This is a genomic window from Mesorhizobium sp. P2_C4 (assembly GCF_056404575.1).
Genome location: NZ_JBFUDT010000002.1, coordinates 118,498 through 137,476, shown reverse-complemented (window position 1 = coordinate 137,476; position 18,979 = coordinate 118,498). Strand labels below are relative to the sequence as shown.

Below are 18,979 nucleotides of genomic sequence, written 5' to 3'. Positions count from 1 at the left end.
ACAGGCCCCACGCCCAGAATACCCCGGGGAAGAACCCTATTGATGGAACTTCTCGTCTGAACGGAGGATGAACGGAAAGGTTCCATCAACCATGACGGGCATGGAAGCAGGCCCCCTTGTCTTCGTGCCCGCTTGTCTTCGTGCCCGCGTGCAGGCAAAGGTCACGGTCATGTCGCTGCGCCTTGCCACCTTCAACGTCGAAAACCTGATGAACAGGTTCGATTTCTCCGGCTACCGCAACCAGCTCAACGAAGACCGCACGCTGGCGCTTTTCGATATCCAGAGCGAGGCCGAATACAAGATGCTCGAGCAGGCTCGCGCCATCGCGCAGTCCGACGACACACGTCAGCTGACGGCGCTGGCCATAGCTGCAACGCGCGCGGACATCATCTGCATGCAGGAGGTCGACAATATCGAGGCGCTGAAGGCCTTCGAATACGGCTATCTGTTCAAGATGGTGGGGCAGGGCTACCGGCAGAAATACACAACCGCCGGCAATGATTCGCGCGGCATCGACGTTGCCGTGATGATGCGCAACGAGACCGCGCAGGGCCAGCCGATCGAATTCGTGCGCATGACCAGCCATGCCTACGTCACGTTCGAGCAGTTCGGCCTCCACACGCCGGAGCTGGCGGCACTGGGAAACCAGGCCAATGAGCGCATCTTCCGGCGCGACTGCCTGGAAATCGACGTGACCGTGGGCGGCGTGCCACTGACGCTTTACCTCGTGCATTTCAAATCGATGGGCTCGCCGCGCAACGGTCTCGATGGGCGCGAGGCGACGATGCCGGTGCGCATCGCCGAGGCGCAAGCGGTACGCCGCATTATCGAAGAGCGTTTCAGCAAGGACCACGCCGCCGACAAGCGCTGGGCGATCTGCGGCGACATGAACGACTACCGGCAACGGGTGAAGATCGAGGGCGACAATATCGATGGCTACCGCTTCACGGTAATCGACGAGAGCCAGTCCTGCCTCAACGTGCTGACCGCCGGCGGCTTTTGCGAAAACGTCGTCGAGCGGCGGCCGGAAATGGACCGCTGGAGCTTTTACCACACACGCGGACCGGAAGAGCGGCATCTGTGCCAGCTCGACTATATCCTGTTGTCGAAGGGGCTCGCCGCAAGCAACGCGACGGCGGTTCCCGACATCATCCGCAACGGCCAACCCTGGCGCACCATATTTCCGGCGGGACAGGCGGTGGAGCGCTTTCCGCGCGCCGGCTGGGACCGGCCGAAGGCGTCCGATCATTGCCCGGTGGCGATCACCCTGGACATGGTCTGAACGTGAGCTTCGACCTGCCGCGCAATGTCATCCTGCCGGTCGACGAAGTCGACGTCCGGCTCGACCCCGGCCCGCATCCTTTCGAGCGCGACAATGCGCAAGCCATTGCCGACAACTGGCGGCATGAGACAGCGGCCAAACCGGCACTATTCGACGGCACCGTGGTGCTGCTTTCGGCACTCGCCTGGCGCGACAACCGTCTTGCCGGGCGGTGCCACGCGGTCAAGTACTCGACCTTCATGCTGTGGCGCAAGAACCGGCAGGGGACCGGCGCCGAGCATGCCTATGGCCACGCCATGCTGGTCGCTAGCGACAATGCGCTGGTGGCGATCCGCATGGGCCAGCACACGGTGGGTGCCGGCAGTGTCTACTTCGCCGCCGGATCGTTCGAGCCGATCGATTTTCGCGACGGCGTTGTCGACGTCGATTTCAACATGATCCGCGAAGTGCGCGAGGAGACCGGGCTTGACTTGACGACAGCTGCGCGCGGCAAGCGCTACCATACGCTGTCGACCGCGACCGGCACGGTCCTCTTCCGCCGCTATCACGTCGACGAGCCGGCCGATGAGATCGCCCGGCGCATCAATGCCTTCGTCGCGACCGAGACGGATCCGGAGATCGAGGGGCCGGTGATCGTCCGCCATGCCGCCGACTTGCCGGACGGGCTATCGCCGCACATGAGGCCGCTGATCGAGTGGCATTTTGCGAGTGGTGAACAGGACCCTGACCTGTGATGTCGCCGATCAGTGACCCGTCGTCAGGTTGATCGCCTGAATCGAAACCGAACTACGGAAAGAGCGGCGGCAGCGCGTCGTATTGCGAACTCTCCGGGATGCGAGGTTCAACCACTGGGACCACCGCTTGTTTCGGCCGGCCCGGAAGGCTGGCGCCATCGTCCTTGTAGTAATAGCTGTAGCCGTTGATGGCCGGGGCGCCGCCGAGATGGGCGTAGAGAACTCTGGCGCCCTCGGGGAAGAAGCCTTTTCTGGTAAGATCGATCAGGCCCTGCATCGACTTCCCCTCGTACACCGGATCGGTGATCATGGCCTCCGTGCGGGCCGCCAACCGGATCGCGTCATTCGTGGCTTCCGACGGAACGCCATAGGCCGGATAGGCATAGTCGGGATTGATCACGATTTCGTCGTCGCGGACGGCGCGGCCGAGCCCGACGAGGGCGGCAGTGTCGTCGACGATGCGGCGGACCTGCGCGCGAGTCTGGTCCAATGTCCCGGAGGCGTCGATGCCAATCACCCGGTCGGCGCGGTCTTGTGCGGCGAAGCCAACGATCATGCCGGCCTGCGTCGAACCGGTCACGACGCAGACGATTATGTAGTCGAAGATGAAGCCGAGCTCGGCCTCCTGCCTTGCGACCTCCTCGGCGAAGCCGACATAGCCCAGCCCGCCGAATTTGTGCACGGAGGCGCCGGCCGGGATCGGATAGGGCTTGCCGCCTGCGTCCTTCACCGACTGGATCGCGTCCTCCCAGCTCTTGCGGATGCCGATGTCGAAGCCGTCGTCGACGAGCCGGCAGTCCGCCCCCATCAGACGTGTCATCAGGATGTTTCCGACCCGATCGTAGACCGCATCATAGTGGGGCACCCACTTCTCTTGGATCACCACGCATTTCATGCCGATCTTGGCGGCCGTCGCGGCGACCATGCGCGTATGGTTCGACTGGACGCCGCCAATCGACACCAGCGTGTCGGCGCCGGAGCGAATAGCGTCAGGCACGATGTATTCGAGCTTTCGTAGCTTGTTCCCGCCCATGGCGAGCCCGGAATTGCAATCATCACGCTTTGCGTAAACCTGTACTTTCCCGCCCAACGCCGCGCTCAGCCGTGGCAGATGCTCGATAGGCGTCGGGCCGAAGGTCAGCGGATAACGTTCAAACTTTGCGAGAAGCGACATCATATTAGTCTCCTCCGTGGTCGTTTTCTATGGGCTCATTATGTGCGAACTCATGCGAAAGGTGCTCTCGAACTTGCTTATGAAATTTGCACACATCCCATACAGTTGCAGTATGATTGGCCTGTTCGTCCACTTGAGCGCCTAAAAATGGAAGAATCTTCCACCGAAGCTCTCGACCGCATCGATCTCAAGATCCTGCGCGCCCTTCAGGCCGAGGGACGGCTGACCAATGCCGATCTGGCGGCCCGGGTGAATGTCAGCGCAGCCACCTGCCATCGGCGCACACAACGCCTGTTCGATGAAGGCTACATCACCGGAGTCAGGGCGGAGATCGCGCCCGTTGCAGTCGGACTTGGCGCTCTGGTCATGGTCGGCGTCGTGCTCGACCGTTCAACGCCTGACAGCTTCGCTGCCTTCGAGGCGGCCGTGAACGAACTTAAGGAAGTGCTGGATTGCAATCTCGTGGCGGGCGACTTCGACTATCTGTTGAAGATAAGAGTTCGCGACATGGCGGATTTCAACAAGCTGCACGGGCAAAAGCTGATCGCGTTACCCGGCGTTCGGCAAACCCGGACTTTCTTCGTCATGAAGGAGGTCAAAGAGAACGCGCGGCTGCCGTTTTGACAGACCGCTTGTCCCCTGTTCAGATGTGGCTGACGGTCAGCCTTGCCCCTTGTTCTGCGCCGCCTTGCGGTCGTTGCGAGCGGCGACAAAGAACAAAATAACGCCGAGACCGAGCAACCCGCCCATCGCCATTCCCATCGTCTGGCCGACGACCTGCTGGAAATCGGCATGGACGCGATCGGGATTGGCCATGCCGTAGCCGGCAAGATACCACCAGAGGCCTGCCAATGCGGCCTCGATGATGAACATCACCAAGATCAGTCGTGCCTTCTTGCTCATGCGTTGTTCGCCCCTGACCAGAGATATCTTGCCTTAGGGCCTGGAGATCGCCAAGTCGATCGAATCTGCATCGAAATGGTGTCGATTTGCGAGCGAAGGCGGCCGGCAACGCAGCACGCGCTCGGCCTCCCCTTGCATGCCGCCAATCCGTCTGCTAGATACTGAACCACATGGTTCAGTATCATCGCCCCCATCTCGATACTTCGTTCGCCGCGCTCTCGGACACCACCCGACGCGGCGTTCTGGAGCAGCTCGGACGTTCCGATGCTTCGATCACGGAGCTCGCCGAGAAGTTCCACATGACCCTCACGGGCATGAAGAAGCATGTCGGCGTCTTGGAGCAGGCGGGGCTCGTCACCACGGAAAAGGTCGGGCGCGTTCGGACCTGCAAGCTCGGCCTGCGCCGACTGGAGGAAGAGGCGGCATGGATCGAGAGGTATCGCCAGGTCTGGGACGCACGCTTCGACGAGTTGGACAAGGTTGTCGAGGAATTGAAACAGAAGGAGAAAGCCGATGGACGCCAGAAGAGAGAGTGAGCCCATGAACAACCGCACGACGGTCGAACGGAAGTCCGAGCGAGAGCTGGTCGTTACGCGAACCGTCAACGGCCCGGCGCGCATCGTGTTCGAGGCGTGGACCAAGCCCGAGCTGTTCATGCGGTGGTGGGCGCCGAAGTCGATGGGCATGTTCCTGCGTTCCTGCGAGATGGATGCTCGTACCGGTGGCACGTACCGTCTGGTGTTCGGCCACGATGCCTCAAACTCTGACGAGTTCTTCGGCAGGTATGTCGAAGTGATACCGCACTCGCGCATCGTCTGGACCAATGACGAAGGTGGTGACGTTGGACCCGTCACCACGGTGACCTTCGAGGAAAAGGGTGGCAAGACGCTGCTGGTCCTGCACGAACTCTATCCCTCGAAGGAAGCTCTCGACGCTGCCGGGACCGGGGCGGCGGATGCGATGGGCGAGCAGTTCGAGCAACTGGATGAACTTCTCGTCGCCCTGGGCGCGGGCGGGGGAGGGTCATGAAGTCGTCCACGCATGGAGCAGCGTTGACCGGTCGCTGATCGGACGGCGACAGCAAACATCCCAAGCTTGTGGATGGAGGTCCCCGTCGAGCTGGCCTCGGCTTACTCGTGCCGCAGCGCGTCGATCGGATCGAGCCTGGCGCCGCGCAGTGCCGGGAAGAAGCCGAACACCATGCCGATCAGCGCGGAAAAACCGACGGCGAGCAGGATGACCGCCGGGCTTGGCGCGAACGGGATGGTCAGCGTTACCGAGGCGAGACCCGCCAGCGCCAGGCCGATCAGGATGCCGATGATGCCGCCGAGTAGGGACAGAACCGTCGCTTCGACCAGGAACTGGATGAGTATGTGTTTCTCGTGCGCGCCGATGGCCAGCCTGATGCCGATCTCGCGGGTGCGCTCGGTCACCGAGACCAGCATGATGTTCATGATACCGATGCCGCCGACCAGCAGGCTGACGCCGGCCACAGCACCCAGCATGCCGGTCATGGTGGTGGTGGCGCTGGCCATTGCGTCGGCGATCTGGGTCATGTCGCGGATCGAGAAATCGTCCTCGCGGTCGGGCGTGATGCGGCGCGTGTCGCGCAAAATATCCTCGACGCGGGTCTGCAATTCGCTGGTCGGCGTCGTGTCGTCGGCGGCGACGTAGATGTTGTCGATGTCGCGATTGCCGGCGATGCGGCGCTGGTAGGCGGCAAGCGGCATCAGCACGACATTGTCCTGGTCCTGGCCGAAGCCGGTATAGCCCTTCGGCTCGAGCAGGCCGATGATCTTGCAGGAGGTGCGGTTGACGCGGATGATCTCGCCTTCGGGATCGCCGGCGCCGAAGAATTGCTGGCGCACCGTCTCGCCGATCAGGCACACGCCGGTGCCCGAGCGTGTCTCGGAATCGCTGAACGGCCGTCCCGAAACCAGCTTCCAGTCGCGGGCGTCGAGATAGGCGCTGTCGGTGCCCGTGACGCCCGAGGTCAGGCTCTCAGTGCCGAAGATGACGCGGACCTGCTTTTGCGAGGCCGGCGAAATGGCGCGGGCGCCGGTGAGATGCGCGACTAGCGCGGCAAGGTCCTTTTCGGCCAGCGGCCGGACGATCTGGTCGAGCCCACCGGGTCCGCCGGGGCCTGCGGGTCTCCCGGAGCGGACGACTAGGAGATTGCTGCCGAGCTTGGAGATGTCGGCCTTGACCTTTTCGGTGGTGCCAGAGCCGATGGTCAGCATGGCGATGACGGCGGCGACGCCGATGACGATGCCGAGCAACGTCAGGAACGAGCGCAGCACGTTGCGGCGAATGGAGATCAGCGAGAGGCGGACAGTTTCCCAGAGCATGGTTACGCCACCTCAAATTTCATCGTGTCAGAGGCGACATGGCCGTCGAGGAAGCGGATCGTGCGCTCGGCATAGCCGGCGACATCGGCCTCGTGCGTGACCATGGCGATGGTCAGGCCAAGCTCGGTGTTGAGGCGCGTCAACAGTTCCATGATCTCGTGCGTGCGGGCGGTGTCGAGATTGCCGGTCGGCTCGTCGGCGACGAGCAGCGTCGGCCTGGTGACGATGGCGCGGGCGATCGCCACGCGCTGCTGTTGGCCGCCGGAGAGTTCGGCCGGCGTATGGTGCTCGCGGCCGACGAGCCCGACCTGCGCCAGCGCCTGCATGGCGAGATCGCGACGCTCGCGGGCGGCGACACCACGATAGATCAACGGCAGCTCGACATTTTCCGCCGCCGTGGTGCGTGGCAGGAGATTGTAACCCTGGAAGACGAAGCCGACATAGAGATTGCGCAGCAAGGCGCGGCGGTTGCGGTCGAGCCGGCCGGCATCGACGCCCATGAAGGCGTAGGTTCCCGCCGTCGGCGTGTCGAGGCAGCCGATGATGTTCATCGCCGTCGATTTGCCGGAGCCTGATGGACCCATGATGGCGACGAATTCTCCGCGGCGGATGGCGAGGTCGACACCGGCCAGCGCATGCACCCTGGCCTCGCCCTGGCCATAGGTCTTCCAGACCTTGTCGAAGCTGATGAGGGTCGCGCCGGCCGCCACGGCCTTAGCTCCGCTGCTGCGACGCGGTGATGACCAGTGCGCCTTCGCCAAGGCCTGACGTGATCTCGGTCAGTTCGCCGTCGGTGGAACCGATCTTGACGTTGACCGCGCGCGGCCGACCGTTCTCCAGCACATAGAGCGTGCGCGAGCCGTCGGTGGGCGGTGTCGGCTGCTGGCGCTGCCGATTGCCGCCCGGACGGCCCATGCGGCCGGTGAACAGGTCGCTCAGGCTCCATGTGCGGGCGGCCTGCTGCGCCGGGCGATAGCGGAAGGCGGTGGACGGCACGGTGAGCACGCCCTTGGCCTGCCTGGTGACGACCGAGACAGTGGCGGTCATGCCGGGCCGCAACAGAAGCTCGTTGTTGTCGACCTCGAGCCGCGCATTGTAGGTGACGACGCCGTCGGTGGTCACCGAGGCAAAGGAGATGTCGCGGATCTCGGCGTCGAACGGCCGATCGGGGAAGGCATCGACGGTGAAGCGGGCATGCTGGCCGGTCTTGACCGCGCCAATGTCGGCCTCGTCGACCGCCGCCACCAGCTCCATGTTCCTGAGATCGGCGGCGATGATGAACAGCACCGGCGCCTGCAGCGAGGAGGCGACGGTCTGGCCGGGATCGACCGAACGCGTCAGCACGATGCCGTCGATCGGGGCATAGATGGTGCTGTTGGCGAGGTCCGTCTGCTGTGATTTCAGATCGGCATTGGCGATGGCGAGATTGGCCTCAGCGCTATCCAGCGCCGCCTTGGAGCGGTCGCGCGTCGCGGTTGCGGCTTCGAGCGACTGGTCGGTCGCCATGCCGCGCCTGGTCAGCTCGGCCGCGCGGGTGAGCGCGCTTTCGTTCTCCTTCAACGTGACTGTGGCGTCCTCGACATTGGCGCCGGCTGCCTTGGCGGACGCTTGCGCCCGTTCGATCTGCACCTCCAGCTTGGTGGTGTCGAGCGCGGCCAGCACGTCGCCCTTCTTGACCTGCTGGTTCTCGTTGACCGAGACCGAGCGGACGACGCCCGACAGCTGGCTGGAAATATCGACCTGGGTGAGGGGCTGCAACGTGCCTGTGGCCGAGACCGCGACGGTGAGATCGGCAATGGCGGCCGGCACCGTGGTGTAGTCGATCTTGGCGGGGGAGCCGGCATACCATTGGTAGGAGGCGAGGCTTGCGGCGATGACGATCAGCGCCAACAGGCCATAGAGCCAGCCACGGCGACGTGTCTTGCGCCGCCCTGTGTGATCAAGGCCGAGCGCCGTCTCGATGGCGGAATCCGATTCCGTCTTTGGCAGATTGACAATCTGGTCCACGCCGGACCCCTATAATGCGCGATGTCCCTATCAGTGCACAGATCAGGCTTACTGGTTCGAATATCAAATTAAATTTCGCCCATGTTGGGATTTGAGGCAGAAGGCTTTCGACAATGCGGACCCGCAATTACTTGCTCTACGACGTGTTCACCACCGATCGGCTGGCCGGCAATCCGCTGGCCGTCGTGCTCAACAGCAAGGGGCTGGATACCGCCGCCATGCAGGCCATCGCGCGCGAGTTCAACCTGTCCGAATCGGTCTTCGTGTTGCCGCCGGACAATCCCAAGCACCGAAACCGTATCCGCATCTTCACGCCCGATTACGAAATGCCGTTTGCCGGTCATCCGACCGTGGGTTCGGCGATCGCGCTCGCCGAGCTGGCAGGCGAGGGCGGCGCCGGCATCTTTGTGCTGGAAGAGAATATCGGCCCGGTGCGCTGCGCCGTCAGCAAACACGATGGCGCCACCTTTGCCGAATTCGACCTGGCCAAACTGCCGGAACCGCTGGAATTGTCCGCCGATCCGGTGGCGATTGGCGCCGCCCTTGGCCTGGCGCCGCATGAGATCGGCTTCGAGAATCACCGGGTGTCGTTCTGGTCGGCCGGCGTGCCCTATGTGACCATCCCCGTCGCCAATCTGGAAGCGGCGGCGCGGATTAAGCTGGACAACCAGGCGTGGTCGGAACTGGCGCCGCGCAAGAGCGAATGGGCCTTCGCCAGCCCGTATGTCTATTGCCGCGAGACGGTGAACCACGAAAGCGCCTTCCATGTCCGCATGATCGTGCCGGGCACCCCTTCCTACGAAGATCCGGCGACCGGTTCGGCGGCCGCCGCCTTCGCCGGCGCCATCATGCATTTCGACGCCCCGACGGACGGTATTTCGCAGCTGTGGATCGAGCAGGGCCTGGAGATGGGCCGTCCCTCGCGAATCCGCCTCGAACTCACTGTCGAAGGCGGAAAACTGGCCTCGGCGCGCATCGGCGGCCATGCCATCAAGGTGGCGGAGGGCAAGCTGTTCGTCTGACCATCTGCGGCACTTCAGCGATTTGTCGGGAAATGATTCCGGCAGGGCTGGACATGACCGGTATCGGCGGCTATATGCCCGCCAACACCGGTTTTGCCGGTCGAGTGGGTGCGTAGCTCAGTTGGTAGAGCAGCTGACTCTTAATCAGCGGGTCCACAGTTCAATCCTGTGCGCACCCACCAAAGATCTCCCGGATTTGGTGGAAAGACCTTAGAAGAACGGCGACATGAGCCGGTTTTGACTTTGTCGAGACCGCGTATCGCCGAGGTGCCGCATCCTGATGCGACACCTCAGGACTTGTCCGATTACTTCTCCGAAACACCAGCCTCGGCAAAACTTGCCATGCGGGCGTGGCATTCCAGCGCCGAGCGGACGATGTTGACGGCGAGGCAGGCGCCGGAGCCTTCGCCGAGCCGCATGCCGAGGTCGAGCAGCGGCGGCAGTTCGAGCGCTTCGAGCAGGCGGCGGTGGCCTGATTCGGCCGAGACATGGGCGGCGAGCGTGTGGGCGAGACCGGCCGGGTGAAGCTTCGCCAGCGGTGCTGCAGCTGCGGTGCAGACGAAACCGTCGAGCAGCACAGGCACGCCGAGATGGCGGGCGGCCAGCGTGGCGCCGAAGATGGCGGCGAGTTCACGGCCGCCGAGCGCTGCGGCGATGCCGAGCGGGTCTGCCAGGGCGCCTGCGTGGCGCTTGAGGCCGGCTTCGATGGCGGTGACCTTTCGCTTGAGGCCGGCATCGTCGACGCCGGTGCCGCGCCCGGTCCATTTCTCTGCGCCGCCGCCGAACAGAGCAGCCGATATGGCTGCGGCCGGCGTGGTGTTGCCGATGCCCATCTCGCCGAAGCAGACGAGGTCGATGTCTTTCGTCACCGCGTCATAGCCGGCCGAGACGGCGGCGAGGAACGCCTTGTCGTCCATCGCCGGCGTTTGCGTGAAGTCGCCTGTTGGATGGTCGAGGTCGAGCGGAATGACGTCAAGTTCGGCGCCGGCGATGCGGGCGAGCTGGTTGATGGCGGCGCCGCCGCCGGCGAAATTCGCCACCATCTGCACGGTGACCTCAGACGGGAAGGCCGACACGCCTTGCGCGGTGACGCCATGGTTGCCGGCGAAGACGAAGACTTTCACGCGGTCAAGCTTCGGCATGTCGCGGCCCTGCCAGCGGGCGAGCCAGGCGGCGATGGTCTCCAGCCGGCCAAGGCTGCCTTGCGGCTTGGTCAGCGTGTCCTGGCGGCGGGCGACGGCATTGGCTGCGGTTTCGCTGCCGGCGGGCAGGTCAAGGCAAGCGGCGCGCAGGTCTTCGAGCGATTTGAAGGGCATGGGGGCAAAGTCTCCGAAAGAGAGTCAGGACAGGGAAACGGAAGCGACGAGCAGGATTGCGATCTCGGCCAACTGTTGCAGCGCGCCGACCGTATCGCCGGTCTGGCCGTCGATCTGGCTGAGGCAGAGCGCGCGGAAGGCGAAAAACAGTAGGCCGAGCAGGATGAGCGCGAAAACCGCGCCGCCGAGCCCGAGCAAGAGGAGTGGTACCGCGCCGAGCACGGCGCCGGCTATGGCGGTTTCCCGCGAGACGGTGCCGGCGCCGGCTGAGAGGCCATCGGACCGCGCGGGGTGCAGCAGGTGCATGAAGGCGCCGAGCAGGCCGCGCGAGGCCGCGTGTGCGGCCAGGAGGGCGAACAGGGCCTGGTTGGGATCGGCGAATTGCGAAAGCGCGCTCCAGCGGATCAGCAGCGACAGGCCAAGTGCCGATGCGCCATAGGCGCCGATGCGGCTGTCATGCATGATTTCCAGTTTGCGGCCGCGTGACTTGCCGCCGCCAAAGCCGTCGGCGACATCGGAAAGCCCGTCCTCGTGCAGGCAGCCGGTGGTGAGCAAGGTTGCGGTCAGCGCAAGTGCCGTCGCCGGCCCCATGGCGAGGCCAAACCTTTCCGCCGTGGCGTAGACGACCGCGCCGATCAGGCCGACGACGAGGCCGGCGACCGGTGCGGCCCAGATCGCGGCGGCAAGGCTGCGGCCGCGAAAGTCGAAGACGGGCAGCGGCAGCCGGGTGAAGAAGACCAGGCAAAGCGCGATGTCGTCAACGACCTGCCGCGGCGAAAGGTTCATGTTCGGGAGCTTCATTGGCCCCTCGCAATGGCATGGAAGAACGTGCCGCTGACAGGGCCGCGCCGATAGCCGGAGGCGCCGATCGGATTGCCCTGGCCATCGGCGAGGTCGGCCAGCGGCTCGTCATTGCCGGTCGCAATCATCTGCGCATAGTGGAATTCATGGCCGCGGATCAGCGCGCCCTTTGATCCGAGCGGGCAGTCGGCGCGCAGCGTAGCCTCCCGATAACCGAGGTTCATCTTGCGCTTGGCAAAACTGGTGGAATGGCCGAGCAGGCCGAGCATTTTGTGCGTCTCGGCAGACGCGTCTTCCAGCGCTTCCCCCAGAACCATGAAGCCGCCGCACTCGCCATGCACCGGCTTCGTCGCGGCAAAGCGTGCCATGCCGGAGCGGAAATTTGCAGCAGCAGCGAGTTTGCCGGCGTGAAGCTCGGGATAGCCGCCGGGCAGCCAGCAGACATCGCAGCTGTTATCGGGTGGTTCGTCGGCGAGCGGCGAGAAGGGGACGATTTCTGCTCCGGCCTGGCGCCAATGCGCGGCGACATGCGGATAGAGGAAGGTGAAGGCGGCGTCTTCGGCCAGAGCGATGCGCTGGCCGGGCGGCGGCAAGGCGTCGCCGAAACTGCCCGGCGCCGGCGTAAAGGGCGCTGCCAGCGCCATGATGGCGTCGAGGTCGAGTGACTTTTCGACCATGTCGGCCAGACGGTCGAGATGCGCCATCAGGTTGTCGTACTCACCGGCCTGGACGAGGCCGAGATGGCGCTCGGGCAGGTTCAGCGAGGGATCGCGCAGGATGGCACCGACGACCGGCAGGCCGAGTGCCTCGATGGCCTCGCTGCACAGTTTGCGGTGGCGTTCGCTGCCGAGGCGGTTGAGCACCACGCCTGCCATGCGCACATTCGGATCGTAGGTGGCAAAACCCTTGGCTACGGCCGCCGCCGTGGTCGACTGGCCCGAGACATCGAGCACCAGCAGCACCGGCAGGCCATAGAGGCGCGCGAGGTCGGCGGCCGAGCCGGTGCGGCCCGGAGCGGCGGGAATGCCGTCGAACAGGCCCATGGCGCTTTCGAGGAAGACGAAGTCGGCATCCTCGGTGGCGTTGCCGGCCAGCGCGTTGAGCAATGCCGGCGACATCGCCCAGCTGTCGAGGTTGACTCCGGACAGGCCGGTGGCGGCGGTGTGGAAACCGGGATCGATATAGTCGGGGCCAGACTTGGCGCCGCGCACCTTCAGGCCGCGCCGGGCGAGCGCGCGCAAAATGCCGATGGTGACGCTGGTCTTGCCCGAACCGGAGCGCGGCGCGCCGATGATGATGGCGCGGGTCATGGTTCGCCCGCCAGTGCCGCGCGCATGGCGACAATGCCACCGACGACGATGAGCGCCGGCGAGGCCAGCCCGGCCGCCGCGGCTTGCTCGGCGATGGTGGCGAGCGTGGCGACGACGATGCGCTCCTGCGGTGTGGTTGCAGCGACGATCACCGCTGCCGGCGTCGACGGCGCCAGCCCGCCCTCGAGCAGGGAGGCTGCGATAACCGGCAGATTGGCCATCCCCATATAGATCACTACCGGCTGACCGGTGTGGGCGATTGCCGCCCAATCGAGGTCGTCATCGGTGCCGGCGGCATGGCCGGTGGCCAGGATCACCGCCTTGTTGATGCCGCGCATGGTGGCCGGAATGCCGGTCGCGGCCAGCGCACTCAGACCCGAGGTGAGACCGGGCAGGACGCGAAACGGGATACTTTCACGCGCCAGCGCCAAAGCTTCTTCGCCGCCGCGGCCGAAAATGTAGGGATCGCCACCCTTCAGCCTGACGACGCGGCGGCCTTCGCGCGCCAGCCGGACCAGCAAAGCGGTGATGTCGTCCTGCTTCATCGACGGTTTTCCGCCGCGCTTGCCGGCATAGAACAGCTCCGCGCCTTCGGCCACGGCGACGACGTCAGGCGAGACCAGTGCGTCGTAGACGAGGGCGTCGCACTGTCCAAGCGCTGCCAGCACTTCCAGCGTCAGGCAGCCGGGATCGCCGGGGCCGGCGCCGGTCAGCCAGACATGGCCAGATTCCAGCTGGCGCGGCTTGAAGTTCAGCCGGGCCAGTGCCTGCTCGACCGTGGCGTTTCCGCCGTTGTTTTTGGCGCTGCCGCTCACAATCCGTCCCGTCCGCGAAAACGCCGCTGATAGTGGGCGTCGTAAAGTGAACTCTCGCCAAAACCTTCCGCCGCCAGCGAACGGCCGACGAAGATGATCGCCGTGCGCTCCATCGGATCGGCGGCGAGCAGAGCTTCGATGGTCGCCAGCGTGCCGGTCAGCACGCGCTCGTCCGGCCAGGAGGCGCGGAAGACCACTGCAACCGGGCAATCGGCGCCATAGAGAGGCGTCAGCTCGGTGACGACGCGGTCGATAGCATGGATGGCCAGATGAATGGCGAGCGTCGCGCCAGTGCGGCCGAAACCGGCCAGCGTTTCACCGGGCGGCATTTTTGAGGCGCGGCCGGAGATGCGGGTCAGCACCAGGCTTTGCGCGACTTCAGGAATGGTCAGTTCGCGGCGCAGTGCGGCGGCGGCAGCAGCGAAGGAGGGCACGCCCGGCGTCAGTGTGTAGGGGATGCCGTGCTTTTCCAGCCGGCGGATCTGCTCAGCAACGGCGCTCCACACCGACAGGTCGCCGGAATGCAGGCGGGCGACATCCTGGCCGGCTTTGTGGGCCGCAACATATTCCGCCTCGATCTCGTCGAGCGACATCGGCGCGGTGTCGATCAGCTTGGTGCCGGGTGCGCAGTGCTGCAGCAATTCAGGCGCGACGATCGAGCCGGCATGCAGGCAGACCGGGCAGCTTGCCAGCAGCCTCGCGCCGCGCAGGGTGATCAGGTCTGCGGCACCGGGACCGGCGCCGATGAAATGGACGGTCATGGCGCATCTCCGCTGATGGCGATGGCGCAGGTGACCGAGCCGAGCACGGTGCGAGGGCCAAGCAGCCTTGCACCGGCGCCGGCGACGGCAAGGGCGGAAGCCTCGGAAACCGATGGCGTGCCGGCTTGCGCCTGCGATAGGTCGGAACGGCTGAGTGTGCCCGATGAGGCCACCTTGAGCGCCTCGTCTTCGACAACGATAACCGGAAGGTCGAGCTCGCGGCCTGCGGCAAAGATTGCGTCTTCGTCGCGCTTGAGAGTGGCGGTGGCCAGCGCCGAAAGCGCCGTCATCGTCAGCCCATGCACTTCGAGCGCGGTTTCAATCGCCGCAAGCACGTCTTCAACGCTGACACCCTTCCGGCTGCCGATGCCCGCGACCATCATGGTTTCACCCAGCTCCATTGGGTGACCGGCATCGCCGGCCGCCAGGCCTGCATCGAGCCGACCGGCGTCACGCGCGAGACCGCGATGCGGGTGAGATCGCCGCCGAGCGACGCATGGCGGGCAAGCAGCAAGGTTTCCATTTCCAGCGTCACAGCATTGGCGACGAGGCGGCCGCCGGCGCGCAGCGCCTTGATGGCGGCGTTCAGCACGCCTGAATCACTGCCGCCGCCACCGATGAAGATCGCGTCGGGCGTTGGCAAGCCGGCAAGAGCCTTCGGTGCGCTGCCTTCCACCACGACAAGGCCGGGAACGCCTGAGGTGGTGGCGTTGCGGCCAATACGGGCGGCGCGGGTCGGGTCGGCCTCGATGGCAACCGCGCGCATCGAGGGATGAGCCAGCATCCATTCGATGCCGATCGATCCGGAGCCGGCGCCGATGTCCCACAGCAATTCGCCGCGCCGGGGGGCCAGCGCCGACAGCGTGATGGCGCGCACTTCGCGCTTGGTGATCTGGCCATCATGCTCGAACAGATGATCGGCAAGGCCCGATGTCAGCGGAAGGATTCGTGCTTGCGGACTTGATTCAATTTCGATGGCCAGAACGTTGAGCGGATTGATGTTTGTGAGGTCGAAGGCGTCGGCGCGGCTCGAACGCAACTTCTCATTTGGGCCGCCCAAAGCCTCCAGAACCGTCAGCTGCGAGGCGCCGAAGTCGAGTTCGGCCAGCAGGCGGGCGATCGCCGCCGGCGCCTCGGCGTCGGAGGTCAGGGCGAGAATACGGGCGCAAGGCTGCAGCAACGGCCTGATCAGGTCGAGCGGGCGGCCGTGCAGCGAGACGGTCTCGATGTCCTGCAGCGCCCAGCCGAGGCGGGAAGCGGCCAGCGAAATCGCCGATGGCGCCGGGATGACGTGCATGTCCTGCGCCTTCACCTTGCGGGCGAGGGTGACGCCGACACCGTGGAAGAACGGATCGCCGGAGGCGAGCACGCAGACCTTTTTGCCCGCAAGCGCCAGCACGTCGTGCATTTCGGCATCGAAAGGGATGGGCCAAGGCCGTGCCTCGCCTTTGGCGAAGGATGCGACCAAAGCGAGGTGGCGCTTGCCGCCGAAGATCACTTCGGCCCTGGCAATGCGCCGCTTGGCCTCGTCGCCGAGACCCGCTAAACCGTCCTCGCCGATGCCGACGACAGTGAGCCAGGCGGGGCGCGAATGACCTTCAGCAGGCATGATGACCCACCGCATTCTGATCCTTGGCGGAACCACCGAAGCCCGGCAATTGGCGGGAAAACTGGCTGCGCGCGATGATCTGTCGATCACGCTGTCGCTGGCCGGCCGCACCGAAAATCCTGTCGCGCAAAATGTGCCGACAAGGGTCGGCGGCTTTGGTGGCGCTGGCGGGTTGGCGGCTTACCTCAACGACATGCGCATCGACCTGCTGATCGACGCCACGCATCCCTATGCGGCCCAGATTTCGGCTAACGCCGCCGAGGCGGCGCGCCAGACGGGCACGCCGATCGTTGCGCTCAGACGCCCTGGCTGGGAGCAGGTCGAAGGCGACCGCTGGATCTCGGTCGACAGCTTCTTCGGCGCGGCCAAGATACTCGGGATTGTGCCGCTTCGCGTCTTCCTTTCGCTCGGCCGGCAAGAGGTCGCCGCCTTCGAGGCGGCACCGCAGCATCATTACTTGATCCGCAGCGTCGATCCAGTCGAGCCGAAGCTGGCGGTGCCCGACGCCAGATATCTGCTGGCGCGCGGGCCGTTTCGGGAGGCCGATGAGCGCGCGCTGCTCGAAAGCCATCGCATCGATGTCGTCGTCTCCAAGAACAGCGGCGGCGCGGCGACCTACGGCAAGATCGCCGCGGCGCGCGCGCTGGGCATCGACGTGGTGATGGTCCGCCGACCGGCCTTGCCGGACGTTCCCTCCGCCGAATCCGTCGAAGCGCTTGCCGCGATGGTCGATCATTTTCTTGGGCCCGCTGCCGACCGCGGCGTGTAGACCAGCGCCGGCCTGTCGCCGCGCTTGATGATCCTGGTTTCCGGCGAGCCGATGATGATGCAGGTCGCCATGTCGGCCTTTTCAGCCTCGACATCGGCCAGCAGATAGACCTCGATGCGCTCGTCCGGGCGGCCTGCGGCACGGCCGAAGATCACCGGCGTGGTGCCCGGCAGGATCGCGGTGAGGCATTCGAACGCGCGGCCAAGCTGCCAGGGGCGCGCCTTGCTGATCGGGTTGTAGAGCGCGATGACGAAGCCGGCGCCGGCTGCCGCCAGCAGGCGCAGTTCGATCAGCTCCCAGGGCTTCAAATTGTCGGACAGCGAGATGGCGCAGAAATCATGGCCGAGCGGCGCGCCGATGCGGGCGGCGACGGCGAGCATGGCGGTGATGCCCGGCACGACAGCGACATCGACGGCGCGCCATTCGGCCGGACCAGCCTCGATCGCCTCGCAGACGGCAGCTGCCATGGCGAAGACGCCGGGATCGCCGCCCGAGACAACGGCGACGTCGTGGCCTTGCGCAGCTTTTGTCAGCGCATCCTTCGACCGTGCAAGCTCCTCGCGATTGTCGGAGGCGACGCGGGTCTGGTCCGGGCGCAGCTCAAGGCGGTCGAGATAGGGCTTGTAGCCATAGAAGAATTTTGCTTGCGCGACAGCGCGGCTGGCTTCCGGCGTGACCTGGTCGGCATTGCCGGGTCCCAGGCCTATCACGGTGACGCGGCCGCTCATGCCTCGCCCCCCGATACCGGCGGGCGGCCGGACCAACCGGCCACCAGCACAATGGCGAAATAGGGCGCCTTGTCGTCCGGCTTGTCGGCAAGCCGCATCGAGACGCTGCCCGGCATGGTGCCGCGCTCGACATAGACCGCGCGCGACAATTTGCTGGTCGCTTCCAGGGCCCGCCTGATCTTGGGCAGGTTGCGGCCGACCTTCATGATGACGGCGGCATCGGTATCGGCGAGGCGGCGCGTTAGTTCGAACTCGCTCATCGTGCCCGGCAGCACGGTCAGCACGTCGTCGCCCTGGACGATCGGCAGGCCGGTTGCCGACCAGCAGCCCGACATGGCGGTAACGCCGGGAATGACCTCTGTGGGGAAACGGTGCGCCAGCCGGACATGCAAATGCATGTAGGAGCCGTAGAACAGCGGATCGCCTTCCGAGAGGACCGCGACCATCCGGCCGGCGTCGAGGTGCTCGGCGACCTTTTCGGCTGACTCTTCATAGAAGGCCGTGATCTGCGAGCGGTAGTCGTCGTGGTCCTTGTCGATTTCGGTGGTGACGGGATAGAGCAACGGCAGTTCGGTCATGCCGGGGCGGAACTGCGCTTCGACGATGGCGCGCGCGTTGCTGTTGTTGCCGCGCTTGGCGAAATAGGCGACGACGTCGGCCTCGGCCAAGGCCCGCGCGGCCTTCAGCGTCAGCAGTTCGGGGTCGCCGGGACCAGTGCCGACGCCGACGAGACGTCCCTTGGCCAAACCTTCTTTAACAGCCGCGTTCACAGGCCCGGCCTCGCCAATGCGTTGAGGGCAGCGGCGGTCATGGCGCTGCCGCCCAGCCTGCCGCGCACGATGGCATAGGGCACGCCATAGGAGTTCTCGGCCAGCGCATCCTTCGATTCGGCGGCGCCGACGAAACCGACCGGCATGCCGATGATGGCCGCCGGTTTGGGGCCGCCGTCGCGCAGTTTTTCCAGGAGGTAGAAGAGCGCGGTCGGCGCATTGCCGATGGCGACGACCGAACCGGCCATGCGCTCGCCCCAGAGGTCGATGGCCGCGGCCGAGCGGGTGTTGCCGATCTCCTTGGCGATGTCATGCGTGCGCGGGTCACGCAGCGTGCAGATCACCTCGTTGCCGGCCGGCAGGCGGGCGCGGGTGACTCCATGCGAAACCATCTCGGCGTCGCAGAAGATCGGCGCACCGGCCGAAAGTGCAGCGCGCGCGGCGGCGACGAAGTCGCTGGAGAAAGCGAAGTGTCGCGCGGCTTCTACCTGGCCGCAGGCATGGATCATGCGAATGGCGACATCGGCCTCGGCGTCGGAGAAGCGCGACAGATCGGCCTCGGCGCGAATGATGGCGAAAGAGCGCTCGTAGATCGCGTTGCCGTCATGGATGTAGTCGTAGGCGGCCATG

At 65.3% G+C, this 18,979-nt stretch carries 22 protein-coding genes and 1 tRNA gene; 8 read left to right on the top strand and 15 right to left on the bottom strand.

Going from position 1 to position 18,979, the window contains the following annotated elements; genetic code table 11:
- Positions 1–169: 169 nt before the first annotated feature.
- Positions 170–1,282 carry an endonuclease/exonuclease/phosphatase family protein gene (locus tag AC1DX6_RS07070; protein ID WP_477312025.1) on the top strand — a complete coding sequence of 371 codons (1,113 nt, stop codon included), beginning with the start codon at positions 170–172 and terminating at the stop codon, positions 1,280–1,282.
- 2 nt (positions 1,283–1,284) lie between these two features.
- A complete protein-coding gene (locus AC1DX6_RS07065; RefSeq protein ID WP_477312024.1) occupies positions 1,285–2,016 on the top strand; it encodes an NUDIX hydrolase in 732 nt (243 codons plus the stop codon).
- A gap of 52 nt (positions 2,017–2,068) precedes the next feature.
- On the opposite strand, the gene AC1DX6_RS07060 is transcribed toward AC1DX6_RS07065, so the two are convergent.
- Positions 2,069–3,190, bottom strand: coding sequence for a 1-aminocyclopropane-1-carboxylate deaminase (locus AC1DX6_RS07060; RefSeq protein WP_477313623.1), 1,122 nt, complete (start codon positions 3,188–3,190; stop codon positions 2,069–2,071).
- A gap of 147 nt (positions 3,191–3,337) precedes the next feature.
- Between AC1DX6_RS07060 and AC1DX6_RS07055 the strand changes: the two genes are divergently transcribed.
- Entirely contained in the window at positions 3,338–3,814 is a 477-nt protein-coding gene (locus tag AC1DX6_RS07055) for an Lrp/AsnC family transcriptional regulator (protein WP_477313621.1), read from the top strand.
- 36 nt (positions 3,815–3,850) lie between these two features.
- On the opposite strand, the gene AC1DX6_RS07050 is transcribed toward AC1DX6_RS07055, so the two are convergent.
- Positions 3,851–4,093, bottom strand: coding sequence for a hypothetical protein (locus tag AC1DX6_RS07050; RefSeq protein ID WP_477312023.1), 243 nt, complete (start codon positions 4,091–4,093; stop codon positions 3,851–3,853).
- Between the two features lie 170 nt (positions 4,094–4,263).
- Between AC1DX6_RS07050 and AC1DX6_RS07045 the strand changes: the two genes are divergently transcribed.
- Positions 4,264–4,629 carry an ArsR/SmtB family transcription factor gene (locus AC1DX6_RS07045; protein ID WP_477312022.1) on the top strand — a complete coding sequence of 122 codons (366 nt, stop codon included), beginning with the start codon at positions 4,264–4,266 and terminating at the stop codon, positions 4,627–4,629.
- 4 nt (positions 4,630–4,633) lie between these two features.
- Entirely contained in the window at positions 4,634–5,122 is a 489-nt protein-coding gene (locus AC1DX6_RS07040; RefSeq protein WP_477312021.1) for an SRPBCC domain-containing protein, read from the top strand.
- 101 nt (positions 5,123–5,223) lie between these two features.
- Here AC1DX6_RS07040 and AC1DX6_RS07035 read toward each other — a convergent pair whose 3' ends face one another.
- The 3 genes from AC1DX6_RS07035 to AC1DX6_RS07025 are packed head-to-tail and all read right to left on the bottom strand — an operon-like array spanning position 5,224 to position 8,448.
- Positions 5,224–6,441, bottom strand: coding sequence for an ABC transporter permease (locus tag AC1DX6_RS07035; RefSeq protein ID WP_477312020.1), 1,218 nt, complete (start codon positions 6,439–6,441; stop codon positions 5,224–5,226).
- 2 nt (positions 6,442–6,443) lie between these two features.
- A complete protein-coding gene (locus AC1DX6_RS07030) occupies positions 6,444–7,151 on the bottom strand; it encodes an ABC transporter ATP-binding protein (protein WP_477312019.1) in 708 nt (235 codons plus the stop codon).
- 4 nt (positions 7,152–7,155) lie between these two features.
- Complete coding sequence (locus tag AC1DX6_RS07025) at positions 7,156–8,448, bottom strand: efflux RND transporter periplasmic adaptor subunit (protein WP_477312018.1); 1,293 nt, start codon at positions 8,446–8,448, stop codon at positions 7,156–7,158.
- Between the two features lie 113 nt (positions 8,449–8,561).
- Here AC1DX6_RS07025 and AC1DX6_RS07020 point away from each other — a divergent pair, with 113 nt between their 5' ends.
- Together AC1DX6_RS07020 and AC1DX6_RS07015 are read left to right on the top strand one after the other, a co-directional pair.
- Complete coding sequence (locus tag AC1DX6_RS07020; RefSeq protein ID WP_477312017.1) at positions 8,562–9,470, top strand: PhzF family phenazine biosynthesis protein; 909 nt, start codon at positions 8,562–8,564, stop codon at positions 9,468–9,470.
- A gap of 106 nt (positions 9,471–9,576) precedes the next feature.
- A tRNA-Lys gene (locus tag AC1DX6_RS07015) sits at positions 9,577–9,652 on the top strand.
- A 123-nt stretch (positions 9,653–9,775) separates the two neighbouring features.
- On the opposite strand, the gene cobT is transcribed toward AC1DX6_RS07015, so the two are convergent.
- From cobT to cbiE, 7 genes are read right to left on the bottom strand one after another with little or no spacing between them, the layout of a single operon-like run.
- The gene (gene cobT, locus AC1DX6_RS07010) at positions 9,776–10,786 is read right to left on the bottom strand and encodes a nicotinate-nucleotide--dimethylbenzimidazole phosphoribosyltransferase (RefSeq protein ID WP_477312016.1); all 1,011 of its coding nucleotides are present in this window, start codon (positions 10,784–10,786) and stop codon (positions 9,776–9,778) included.
- Between the two features lie 24 nt (positions 10,787–10,810).
- Complete coding sequence (locus tag AC1DX6_RS07005) at positions 10,811–11,587, bottom strand: adenosylcobinamide-GDP ribazoletransferase (RefSeq protein WP_477312015.1); 777 nt, start codon at positions 11,585–11,587, stop codon at positions 10,811–10,813.
- Positions 11,584–12,897 (bottom strand): cobyrinate a,c-diamide synthase, encoded by a 1,314-nt coding sequence (locus tag AC1DX6_RS07000; RefSeq protein ID WP_477312014.1) that lies wholly within the window; start codon positions 12,895–12,897, stop codon positions 11,584–11,586. The genes AC1DX6_RS07005 and AC1DX6_RS07000 overlap by 4 nt, the downstream gene beginning before the upstream one ends.
- Complete coding sequence (cobA, locus tag AC1DX6_RS06995) at positions 12,894–13,712, bottom strand: uroporphyrinogen-III C-methyltransferase (protein WP_477312013.1); 819 nt, start codon at positions 13,710–13,712, stop codon at positions 12,894–12,896. Before cobA ends, AC1DX6_RS07000 begins: the two co-directional genes overlap by 4 nt.
- On the bottom strand, positions 13,709–14,473 hold the full coding sequence (gene cobM, locus AC1DX6_RS06990) for a precorrin-4 C(11)-methyltransferase (protein ID WP_477312012.1): 765 nt from the start codon (positions 14,471–14,473) through the stop codon (positions 13,709–13,711). Before cobM ends, cobA begins: the two co-directional genes overlap by 4 nt.
- On the bottom strand, positions 14,470–14,856 hold the full coding sequence (locus AC1DX6_RS06985) for a cobalamin biosynthesis protein (protein WP_477312011.1): 387 nt from the start codon (positions 14,854–14,856) through the stop codon (positions 14,470–14,472). Before AC1DX6_RS06985 ends, cobM begins: the two co-directional genes overlap by 4 nt.
- Positions 14,853–16,082: a precorrin-6y C5,15-methyltransferase (decarboxylating) subunit CbiE gene (gene cbiE, locus AC1DX6_RS06980; protein WP_477312010.1), complete on the bottom strand. Its 1,230-nt coding sequence runs from the start codon at positions 16,080–16,082 to the stop codon at positions 14,853–14,855. Before cbiE ends, AC1DX6_RS06985 begins: the two co-directional genes overlap by 4 nt.
- 1 nt (position 16,083) lies before the next feature.
- Here cbiE and AC1DX6_RS06975 point away from each other — a divergent pair, with 1 nt between their 5' ends.
- A complete protein-coding gene (locus AC1DX6_RS06975; RefSeq protein WP_477312009.1) occupies positions 16,084–16,851 on the top strand; it encodes a cobalt-precorrin-6A reductase in 768 nt (255 codons plus the stop codon).
- On the opposite strand, the gene AC1DX6_RS06970 is transcribed toward AC1DX6_RS06975, so the two are convergent.
- Genes AC1DX6_RS06970 through AC1DX6_RS06960 form a run of 3 tightly spaced genes read right to left on the bottom strand, consistent with a single transcriptional unit; the run spans position 16,815 to position 18,978 of the window.
- The gene (locus tag AC1DX6_RS06970) at positions 16,815–17,579 is read right to left on the bottom strand and encodes a precorrin-3B C(17)-methyltransferase (protein WP_477312008.1); all 765 of its coding nucleotides are present in this window, start codon (positions 17,577–17,579) and stop codon (positions 16,815–16,817) included. The genes AC1DX6_RS06975 and AC1DX6_RS06970 overlap by 37 nt on opposite strands.
- On the bottom strand, positions 17,576–18,349 hold the full coding sequence (locus tag AC1DX6_RS06965; RefSeq protein ID WP_477312007.1) for a precorrin-2 C(20)-methyltransferase: 774 nt from the start codon (positions 18,347–18,349) through the stop codon (positions 17,576–17,578). Before AC1DX6_RS06965 ends, AC1DX6_RS06970 begins: the two co-directional genes overlap by 4 nt.
- Positions 18,346–18,978, bottom strand: a complete 633-nt coding sequence (locus AC1DX6_RS06960) for a precorrin-8X methylmutase (protein ID WP_477312006.1) — start codon at positions 18,976–18,978, stop codon at positions 18,346–18,348. The genes AC1DX6_RS06965 and AC1DX6_RS06960 overlap by 4 nt, the downstream gene beginning before the upstream one ends.
- Position 18,979 lies beyond the last annotated feature (1 nt).

Excerpts from the sequence above, each read along its gene's own strand:
- AC1DX6_RS07035 (WP_477312020.1), bottom strand. The coding sequence starts at position 6,441 with ATGCTCTGGGAAACTGTCCGCCTCTCGCTGATCTCCATTCGCCGCAAC.
- AC1DX6_RS07060 (WP_477313623.1), bottom strand. The coding sequence starts at position 3,190 with ATGTCGCTTCTCGCAAAGTTTGAACGTTATCCGCTGACCTTCGGCCCG.
- cobM (WP_477312012.1), bottom strand. The coding sequence starts at position 14,473 with ATGACCGTCCATTTCATCGGCGCCGGTCCCGGTGCCGCAGACCTGATC.
- AC1DX6_RS07000 (WP_477312014.1), bottom strand. The coding sequence starts at position 12,897 with ATGACCCGCGCCATCATCATCGGCGCGCCGCGCTCCGGTTCGGGCAAG.
- AC1DX6_RS06975 (WP_477312009.1), top strand. The coding sequence starts at position 16,084 with ATGACCCACCGCATTCTGATCCTTGGCGGAACCACCGAAGCCCGGCAA.
- cbiE (WP_477312010.1), bottom strand. The coding sequence starts at position 16,082 with ATGCCTGCTGAAGGTCATTCGCGCCCCGCCTGGCTCACTGTCGTCGGC.
- AC1DX6_RS07045 (WP_477312022.1), top strand. The coding sequence starts at position 4,264 with ATGGTTCAGTATCATCGCCCCCATCTCGATACTTCGTTCGCCGCGCTC.
- AC1DX6_RS06960 (WP_477312006.1), bottom strand. The coding sequence starts at position 18,978 with ATGGCCGCCTACGACTACATCCATGACGGCAACGCGATCTACGAGCGC.
- AC1DX6_RS07050 (WP_477312023.1), bottom strand. The coding sequence starts at position 4,093 with ATGAGCAAGAAGGCACGACTGATCTTGGTGATGTTCATCATCGAGGCC.
- AC1DX6_RS07055 (WP_477313621.1), top strand. The coding sequence starts at position 3,338 with ATGGAAGAATCTTCCACCGAAGCTCTCGACCGCATCGATCTCAAGATC.
- AC1DX6_RS07040 (WP_477312021.1), top strand. The coding sequence starts at position 4,634 with ATGAACAACCGCACGACGGTCGAACGGAAGTCCGAGCGAGAGCTGGTC.
- AC1DX6_RS06970 (WP_477312008.1), bottom strand. The coding sequence starts at position 17,579 with ATGAGCGGCCGCGTCACCGTGATAGGCCTGGGACCCGGCAATGCCGAC.
- AC1DX6_RS07005 (WP_477312015.1), bottom strand. The coding sequence starts at position 11,587 with ATGAAGCTCCCGAACATGAACCTTTCGCCGCGGCAGGTCGTTGACGAC.
- cobT (WP_477312016.1), bottom strand. The coding sequence starts at position 10,786 with ATGCCCTTCAAATCGCTCGAAGACCTGCGCGCCGCTTGCCTTGACCTG.
- AC1DX6_RS07070 (WP_477312025.1), top strand. The coding sequence starts at position 170 with ATGTCGCTGCGCCTTGCCACCTTCAACGTCGAAAACCTGATGAACAGG.
- AC1DX6_RS06985 (WP_477312011.1), bottom strand. The coding sequence starts at position 14,856 with ATGATGGTCGCGGGCATCGGCAGCCGGAAGGGTGTCAGCGTTGAAGAC.
- AC1DX6_RS07020 (WP_477312017.1), top strand. The coding sequence starts at position 8,562 with ATGCGGACCCGCAATTACTTGCTCTACGACGTGTTCACCACCGATCGG.